General features: G+C 66.1%; 8 protein-coding genes. 6 read left to right on the plus strand and 2 right to left on the minus strand.

Going from position 1 to position 8,382, the window contains the following annotated elements:
• Window positions 1–55 precede the first annotated feature (55 nt).
• Window positions 56–940 (plus strand): LysR family transcriptional regulator, encoded by an 885-nt coding sequence (locus tag QRO95_RS17385; RefSeq protein ID WP_125895506.1) that lies wholly within the window; start codon window positions 56–58, stop codon window positions 938–940.
• 139 nt (window positions 941–1,079) lie between these two features.
• Here QRO95_RS17385 and pip read toward each other — a convergent pair whose 3' ends face one another.
• Together pip and prmC are read right to left on the minus strand one after the other, a co-directional pair.
• Window positions 1,080–2,021 carry a prolyl aminopeptidase gene (gene pip / locus QRO95_RS17390; RefSeq protein ID WP_032130095.1) on the minus strand — a complete coding sequence of 314 codons (942 nt, stop codon included), beginning with the start codon at window positions 2,019–2,021 and terminating at the stop codon, window positions 1,080–1,082.
• 48 nt (window positions 2,022–2,069) lie between these two features.
• The gene (gene prmC / locus QRO95_RS17395; protein ID WP_285303095.1) at window positions 2,070–2,927 is read right to left on the minus strand and encodes a peptide chain release factor N(5)-glutamine methyltransferase; all 858 of its coding nucleotides are present in this window, start codon (window positions 2,925–2,927) and stop codon (window positions 2,070–2,072) included.
• Window positions 2,928–3,277: 350 nt separating this feature from the next.
• Here prmC and ahpC point away from each other — a divergent pair, with 350 nt between their 5' ends.
• The 5 genes from ahpC (at window position 3,278) to QRO95_RS17420 (ending at window position 8,242) form a co-directional block, all read left to right on the plus strand.
• Entirely contained in the window at window positions 3,278–3,841 is a 564-nt protein-coding gene (gene ahpC / locus QRO95_RS17400) for an alkyl hydroperoxide reductase subunit C (protein WP_004144811.1), read from the plus strand.
• 225 nt (window positions 3,842–4,066) lie between these two features.
• A complete protein-coding gene (gene ahpF / locus QRO95_RS17405; protein ID WP_100437922.1) occupies window positions 4,067–5,659 on the plus strand; it encodes an alkyl hydroperoxide reductase subunit F in 1,593 nt (530 codons plus the stop codon).
• Between the two features lie 85 nt (window positions 5,660–5,744).
• Window positions 5,745–6,707, plus strand: coding sequence for a LysR substrate-binding domain-containing protein (locus tag QRO95_RS17410; protein ID WP_032129919.1), 963 nt, complete (start codon window positions 5,745–5,747; stop codon window positions 6,705–6,707).
• Window positions 6,708–6,830: 123 nt separating this feature from the next.
• Window positions 6,831–7,235, plus strand: coding sequence for a nucleoside diphosphate kinase regulator (rnk, locus tag QRO95_RS17415; RefSeq protein ID WP_005408156.1), 405 nt, complete (start codon window positions 6,831–6,833; stop codon window positions 7,233–7,235).
• Window positions 7,236–7,285: 50 nt separating this feature from the next.
• Window positions 7,286–8,242, plus strand: coding sequence for a transaldolase (locus QRO95_RS17420; protein WP_121504911.1), 957 nt, complete (start codon window positions 7,286–7,288; stop codon window positions 8,240–8,242).
• The last annotated feature ends 140 nt before the right edge of the window (window positions 8,243–8,382 follow it).

Here is an 8,382-nt window from a genome sequence, read left to right on the forward strand (position 1 = left end):
AATAAACCCCTAAGCGACCATATCTGTCATGATTTTCAGCATGAATGCAGCCTCGATGGACCTCAATGCGGTGCGCATGCTGGTGCAGGTGGCCGAAGCCCGCAGTTTCACCGTGGCCGCCGGCCAACTGGGCCTGAGCCAGTCCGGCCTGTCGCGCGCGATCGGAAGGCTGGAAGCCACGCTGGGGGTGAAGCTGCTGCAGCGGAACACCCGCAATGTGGCGCTGACCCCGGATGGCCGCCAATTCGTCGAACAGGTGGCACCGCTGCTGGCCGGCCTGGACGATGCCGAGCGGCAACTGGCCGACCGCCCGTGCACGCCCTCGGGCACGTTGAAGATCAGTGCGCCGTCGATGTTCGGGCGCAAGGTGCTAGTGCCGATGCTGGCGCCGTTGCTGCAACAGCATCCGCAGCTGCAGGTGGAAGCGGTGCTCAGCGACCGTCTGGTCGATCTGGTCGAGGAAGGCTTCGATGCCGCGCTGCGCACCGGCGTCATCGCCGACCAGCGCATCGTCGCGCGGCCATTGCGGCCGCTGCGCTGGGTGACGGTGGCCAGCCCCGCCTATCTGGCCCGCTGTGGCGCACCGGACGATGTGGCCGCGCTGCAGGACCATGCCTGCCTGGCGGTGCGCAACCTGCGCAGTGGCCGGCTGGTGGACTGGCAGTTCCTGCAGGACGGGCAACTGCGCGAGTTCACGCCGCCAACGCGTATGGTGTTCGACAGCGGCGATCCGCTGGTGGAAGCGGCCATCGCCGGTATCGGCATCGTGCAGGTGATGGATTTCGCGGTGGCCGACGCCTTGGCCGATGGCCGCCTGCAGCGCGTGCTGCAGCCGTTCGAAGGCCGCAGCCGCGAACTGTCGTTGATCTACCCACCGTCGCGCCAGCATTCGCCGAAGCTGCAGGTACTGGCCGACGCGTTGCTGGCCGGGCAGTGGTAGCGCCGGCCGCTGGCCGGCGTCTGCGCGCATCCAACCGTTTCCGGGTTGCCGGCCAGCGGCCGGCACTACCAGGCTGCGGTAGATCCACGCCATGCGCGGATGAGGGCCGATAGCGCCGGGCATGGCCCGGCGTTACCGATCAGGCGAAGCTATCGGTGGCGCGCACCAGCGCGTCCACGTTTTCGGCTTCGAACGCCGAGTGGCCCGAGGCCGGCGTGATTTCCAGCTTCGCCTTCGGCCACACCTTGGTCAGGTCCCAGGCGTTGGCCAGCGGGCAGACCACGTCGTAGCGGCCGTGCACGATCACGCCGGGAATGTCAGCGATGCGGTGCGCGTCGCGCAGCAGCTGGTCTTCCACCTCGAAGAAGCCGCCGTTGACGAAGTAATGGTTCTCGATGCGGGCAAAGGCCAGCGCGAAGTGCGGGTCTTCGTGGCTGTTGATGAAGTCGTCGTCGACGTGCAGGAAGCTGGTCGCGCCTTCCCACACCGCCCAGGCTTTGGCCGCTTCCAGGCGGGTGGTTTCGTCTTCGCTGGTCAGGCGGCGGTGGAAGGCCGAGATCAGGTCATGACGCTCCACCGACGGAATCGGCTTGAGGTAGTGCTCCCACGCATCCGGGAACAAGCGGTTGGCGCCTTCCTGGTAGAACCATTCCAGTTCCCAGCGACGCAGCATGAAGATGCCGCGCAGGACCAGTTCGGTCACGCGCTGCGGGTGGGTTTCGGCATAGGCCAGCGCCAGGGTTGAACCCCAGCTGCCGCCGAACACCTGCCAGCGATCAACCTTGAGGTGCTCGCGCAGCTTCTCGATATCGGCGACGAGGTCCCAGGTGGTGTTGTCCACCAGGTCGGCGTGCGGAGTGGAACGGCCGGCACCGCGCTGGTCGAACAGGATGATGCGGTACTTGGACGGGTCGTGGAACTGGCGCATCTTGTCGCTGCAGCCACCGCCCGGGCCACCGTGCAGCATCACCACCGGCTTGCCATCCGGGTTGCCGCACTGTTCGAAGTACAGCGTGTGGCGGTCGTCGACCTTCAGGGTGCCGACGTCGTAGGGGGTGATGGCGGGGTACAGCGTACGCATGCTTGCAGCTCCAGGGTGATGCCCTGCCGGGGCAGGAGAACCTCCATTCTAGGCCGGACGCCGGCCCAGGGTGATCCGGTCGCGCTGCTCCAGATCCTGTACGGTCTGCACCTCCGTAAAACCCGCCGCGTCGAACAGCGCGCGGATCGCCACGCCCTGGTCCCAACCGTGCTCGATCAGCAGCCAACCGCCGGGCAGCAGATGGGCCTGGCCACCGTCGACGATGCGGCGGATGTCATCCAGTCCATCCACGCCGGAGGCCAGCGCGGTGGCCGGTTCAAAACGCAGGTCGCCCTGTGCCAGGTGCGGATCATCGCTGGCGATGTACGGCGGATTGCTGGCGATCAGGTCGAAGCGTGCCCCCTGCAGCGGCGCATACCAGTCGTGCCCGCCCTCGACGAAGCGGACGTTGCGCAGTTCATGGCGCGCAGCATTGCGCGCGGCCACGGCCAGCGCGCCCGGGCTGGCATCGGTGGCCAGCACCTGCGCTTGGGGCCGTTCGCTGGCCAGTGCAAGTGCAATCGCACCGCTGCCGGTGCCCAGGTCAACCAGCTGCAGCGCCTGGTCCTGCGGCAGGCGCTCCAGCGCCAGCTCGACCAGCAGTTCGGTTTCCGGACGCGGGATCAGCGTGGCCGGGTCGACCTCCAGGTCCAGCGTCCAGAAACCGCGGCGGCCGGTCAGGTAGGCCACCGGCTCGCCGGCCACACGGCGGGCCAGCAACGCTTCGAAGGCGGCCAGGTCGGCGGCGGCCAGCGGATCGGTAGCATGCGCGAACAGCCAGCTGCGCGGGCGCTCCAGCACATGCAGCAGCAGCAGTTCGGCCTCGTGGCGGGCCTCGACGCCGCCGAGGCGGGCACTGGCCTCGGCCACGATCTGGCGCAGGGAGGGTTCGGTTTGGGAAAACATGCCGCAATTGTAGAGCGGAGCCCATGCTCGGCTGCTTCTGCCGCAGTCGAGCTACACATCCACAGGTCCGCAGTCGAGCATGGCTCGACTCTACAAAAGGCTGCAATCCGTTCAGGTTCTGCCCGAGGGGATAAGGAGGGACTATTGGCCCTATTCAGCCGTTCCGGAAGATTTTCCTTGTCACACAGGCAGTTGCAGGATGAAAGCGTCTGGGTTCAGTGCCTGCTCAGTGCATTCTGATAGACTGTATCTATCAAATAGATGCAATCAATGGATTGTTCTTATCGATAGCGAGTCGGTACTCTAGGTCTTGTCGATTCACCCACTCCCCTTCACCCAGAGGAAAAACGATGTCCCTGATCAACACCCAGATCCAGCCGTTCGAAGCCAATGCTTACCTGAATGGCGAGTTCATCAAGGTTTCCGACAGCACCCTGAAGGGCCAGTGGTCGGTCCTGATCTTCATGCCGGCCGCCTTCACCTTCAACTGCCCGACCGAGATCGAAGACGCCGCTGACCATTACGCCGAGTTCAAGAAGGCCGGCGCCGAGGTCTATATCGTCACCACCGACACCCACTTCTCGCACAAGGTGTGGCACGAAACCTCGCCGGCCGTCGGCAAGGCCCAGTTCCCGCTGGTCGGCGACCCGACCCACCAGCTGACCAACGCCTTCGGCGTGCACATTCCGGAAGAAGGCCTGGCCCTGCGCGGCACCTTCATCATCAACCCGGAAGGCGTGATCAAGACCCTGGAGATCCACTCCAACGAGATCGCCCGTGACGTCTCCGAAACCCTGCGCAAGCTGAAGGCTGCCCAGTTCACCGCCGCCAACCCGAACCAGGTGTGCCCGGCCAAGTGGAAGGAAGGCGAGAAGACCCTGACCCCGTCGCTGGACCTGGTCGGCAAGATCTAAAGCGGTACCGGCCTGCCGTGGCCCCACGCCACGGCGCGCCTTTCATCCCCGTGCCGGTCCCCCCGCCGGCGTGGGGGTGAACCCAAGACAGCCAACGCTCGCCCGCCTTGGCCAGCCAGCCCCTTCCACGGTCGCTGTCTTGGGTTCACCCCTACCCCCTGCTGGTCCGCTACCTTCTACAGCGGTGCCACGCCCCCTGTTTGCCTGAAGCCAGGAGATGACCCGATGTTGGACGCCAACCTGCAGTCGCAGCTGAAGACCTATCTGGAGCGCGTGACCCGCCCGATCCAGATCACCGCGCACGCCGACGACGGCGCCAAGTCGCAGGAAATGCTGGAACTGCTGCAGACCCTGGACAGCCTGTCGGACAAGATCTCGCTGCAGGTGCTGCGCGATGGCCAGGGCCGTGTGCCGTCCTTCGACCTGGGCACCCCGGGCCAGGATATCCACCTGACCTTCGCCGGCCTGCCGATGGGCCACGAGTTCACCTCGCTGGTGCTGGCGCTGCTGCAGGTCGGCGGCCACCCGTCCAAGGCCACCGCCGAGCTGATCGAGCAGGTGCAGAACCTGGAAGGTGAATACAAGTTCGAAACCTACTTCTCGCTGTCCTGCCAGAACTGCCCGGACGTGGTGCAGGCGCTGAACCTGGCCGCGGTACTCAACCCACGCATCCAGCACGTGGCCATCGACGGTGCCCTGTTCCAGGACGAAGTCGAGAAGCGCGAGATCATGTCGGTGCCGACCGTGTACCTCAACGGTGAAGTCTTCGACCAGGGTCGCATGACCCTCGAGCAGATCGTCGCCAAGCTGGACACCAATGCCAGCAAGCGCGATGCCGAGAAGATCGCCGCCAAGGACGCCTTCGACGTGCTGGTGGTGGGCGGTGGCCCGGCCGGCGCGGCAGCAGCGATCTATGCTGCACGCAAGGGCATCCGCACCGGCATCGCCGCCGAACGTTTCGGTGGCCAGGTGCTGGACACCATGGCGATCGAGAACTTCATTTCGGTGAAGGAGACCGAGGGCCCGAAGCTGGCCACCGCGCTGGAACAGCACGTGCGCGAGTACGAAGTGGACATCATGAACCTGCAGCGCGCCAGCGCGCTGGTGCCGGCCGGTGAAGACGGCCTGGTGCAGGTGCAGCTGGAGAACGGCGCGGTGCTGAAGTCGCGTTCGGTGATCCTGTCCACCGGCGCACGCTGGCGCCAGATGAACGTGCCGGGCGAAGACCAGTACCGCAACAAGGGCGTGGCCTACTGCCCGCACTGCGATGGTCCGCTGTTCAAGGGCAAGCGCGTGGCGGTGATCGGCGGCGGCAACTCCGGCGTGGAAGCGGCCATCGATCTGGCCGGCATCGTGTCGCATGTAACCCTGCTGGAGTTCGATTCCAGCCTGCGCGCCGACGAAGTGCTGCAGAAGAAACTGCGCAGCCTGGCCAACGTCACCGTGCTGACCAGCGCACAGACCACCGAAGTGCTGGGCGACGGCAGCCGTGTCACCGGCCTGGTCTACAAGGACCGTGTCGGCGGCGACGCCCACCGCGTCGAGCTGGAAGGCATCTTCGTGCAGATCGGCCTGCTGCCCAACACCGAGTGGCTGAAGGACACCGTGGCGCTGTCGCCGCGTGGCGAGGTCGTCATCGATGACCGCGGCCAGACCAACCTGCCGGGCGTGTTCGCTGCTGGCGATTGCACGACGGTACCCTACAAGCAGATCATCATTGCCATGGGCGCCGGTTCGACCGCCGCACTGAGCGCGTTCGACCACCTGATCCGCTCGTCGGTGAGCAGCAGCAGCGGTGCCGTTGCTGAAGCTGCCTGATCCATCGTTCCCAGATCACCGGGAACATTGTCTGCCTGTCGGGTAACCATGCCGTCAGCCGGTCCGTTACCCCTGGGGTGTAAGGATGAACCTACGTGATCTGAAGTACCTGGTAGCCCTGGCCGACCACAAGCATTTCGGCCGGGCTGCCGCCTCCTGCTTCGTCAGCCAGCCGACGCTGTCCACGCAGATCCGCAAGCTGGAAGAAGAGCTGGGCCTGCCGCTGGTGGAACGTGCACCGCGCAAGGTGATGCTGACCCCGGCCGGCCAGGAAGCAGCAGCACGGGCACGGGTGATCGTGTCCGAAGTGGAACAGCTGAAGGAAGCGGCACGTCGCAGTCGCGATCCGGAAGCCGGTACGGTGCGCCTGGGGATCTTCCCGACCCTGGGCCCGTACCTGCTGCCGCATGTGATTCCGCGCATCCGCGATCGCTTCCCGGAGCTGGAACTGCTGCTGGTCGAGGAAAAGAGCGATGTGCTGCTGGACCGCCTGCGCGAAGGCAAGCTCGACGCTGCACTGCTGGCCCTGCCGGTGATCGACGACCAGCTGCATGCCGAGTTCCTGTTCGAGGAACCGTTCCTGCTGGCCGTGTCCGGGCGCCACCCGTTGGCCCGTCGCGAACACCTGGACGTGCAGGAACTGGCCACGCAGAAGCTGCTGCTGCTGGAAGATGGCCATTGCCTGCGCGACCAGGCGCTTGAAGTCTGCCGCCTGTTCGGTGCCAACGAGAAGTCCGAGTTCCGCGCCACCAGCCTGGAAACGCTGCGGCAGATGGTCGCCGCCGACGTCGGCATCACCCTGCTGCCAAGCCTGTCGGTGCAGCCGCCGGTGCCGCGCTCGAACAACATCCGCCTGCTCGACTTCACCGGCGAAGGCCGCCCCAGCCGCCGCATCGCCATGATCTGGCGCCGCAGCTCGGCCATGAACGACTTCCTGATGGAGCTGGCCGATCAGTTCAAGCGCCTGCCGCAGGCGCTGTTCACCCTGGAAGCGGTCAACGCCGCCGGCGACACGACCGCCCTGCCCGGCCCCGCGCTGAACGGCTGAACCCCCGCAGCACCGGCCTGGAATCGGCAGGAGTCGATTCCGGTCGCATTTGTCCCCACAATACAGACAGGCGGCGCCAGCAGGTGCCGCCTTTTGCATGGCTTTCAACCAAGGAGCTTCACCATGAGTACCGCCAGCGGCCTGCCGCCGTCGATCACCGTTTCCACCTTCGACATGGACCGCCTGGACGCCATGCTCGAATCCCCTGCGCTGAGCCAGACGCCTGCCGCGCTCGCGCTTGCTGAAGAACTCAACCGTGCCACCGTGCTGGCACCGGACCAGATTCCCGAAGGCATCGTCATGATGCATTCGCGCGTGGAGTGCGAAGATGAAGTGTCGGGCGAGAAGCACGTCCTGACCCTGGTCTTCCCCCGCGAAGCCAACGTCGATGAAGGCAAGGTTTCCGTGCTGGCCCCGGTCGGCAGTGCCCTGCTCGGCCTTTCGATCGGCCAGAGCATCGACTGGAACGCGCCCGGCGGCCGCAAGCTGCGCCTGCGCGTGACCGCGGTCCACAACGACCGCCCCTGATTACCGCTGCGCACCGCGCGCGATTCGATCCCCCTGCACCAGGAGCCGTAATGAGTACCCCGTCCAAACTGTCCCAGCTGCGCGAACTGTCCGTGGTCGTTGCCGATACCGGTGACTACGAGGCGATCAAGCGCCTGCAGCCGGTGGACTGCACCACCAACCCGACCCTGGTGAAGAAGGCGCTGGACCTGCCGGTCTACGCCGAGCTGATCGAACGCGAACTGGCCTGGGGCCGCCAGCAGAGTGGCGACCGCGAAGCCGTGGTGCACGCCGTGGCCGACCGCCTGACCATCGGCGTCGGCGCGCTGCTGAGCACCCTGGTGCCGGGCCGCGTGTCCACCGAAGTGGATGCCGACCAGGCCCACGACACCGCTGCCACCGTAGCCAAGGCCCGCCAGTTCATCCAGATGTACGCCGATGCCGGCGTGCCGCGCGAGAAGATCCTGATCAAGATCGCCGCGACCTGGGAAGGCGTGGAAGCCGCGCGCATCCTGCAGGCCGAGGGCATCGACTGCAACCTGACCCTGATCTTCAACCCGACCCAGGCGCTGGCCTGCAGCGAAGCCGGCGCGTTCCTGATCTCGCCGTTCGTCGGCCGCATCCTGGACTGGTACGTGGCCAACGGCCAGACCCCGGCCAACATCGATGAAGACCCGGGCGTGAAGTTCGTGCGCGGCGTGTATGCCGAATTCAAGCGCCGCGGTTCGCCGACCGTGGTGATGGGCGCCTCGTTCCGTTCGACCGCGCAGATCGAAGCGCTGGCCGGCTGCGACCGCCTGACGATTTCGCCGGACCTGCTGGAGAAGCTGGACGCCGACCACGGCGAGCTGCCGCGCAAGCTGGTGGCCGGTGCGGCCGACGGCGTGGCGGTGACCCCGATCGATGCGGCGAAGTTCGCAGCCGACCTGGCGGCCGATCCGATGGCAACCGAGAAACTGGCGACCGGTATCGATGCGTTTGCCAAGGATCTGCAGGCGCTGCGCGAGCGCATTCGTTCGGAACTGTGATTCCGGCGAACGGCTGAGCCCCTCGTGGCGGGGGCTTGGTCGCGAAGAGCGGGTCATGCGGTTGGCAGGGTGGGTAGGCCGTGCAGGGGACGCTGCAAGTACGTCCATGTAAGCTCGGTCGCCGCATCCATGCGGCTCAC

The organism is Stenotrophomonas maltophilia group sp. Smal13 (genome assembly GCF_030236855.1).
Taxonomy (GTDB): Bacteria; Pseudomonadota; Gammaproteobacteria; order Xanthomonadales; family Xanthomonadaceae; genus Stenotrophomonas; species Stenotrophomonas maltophilia_A.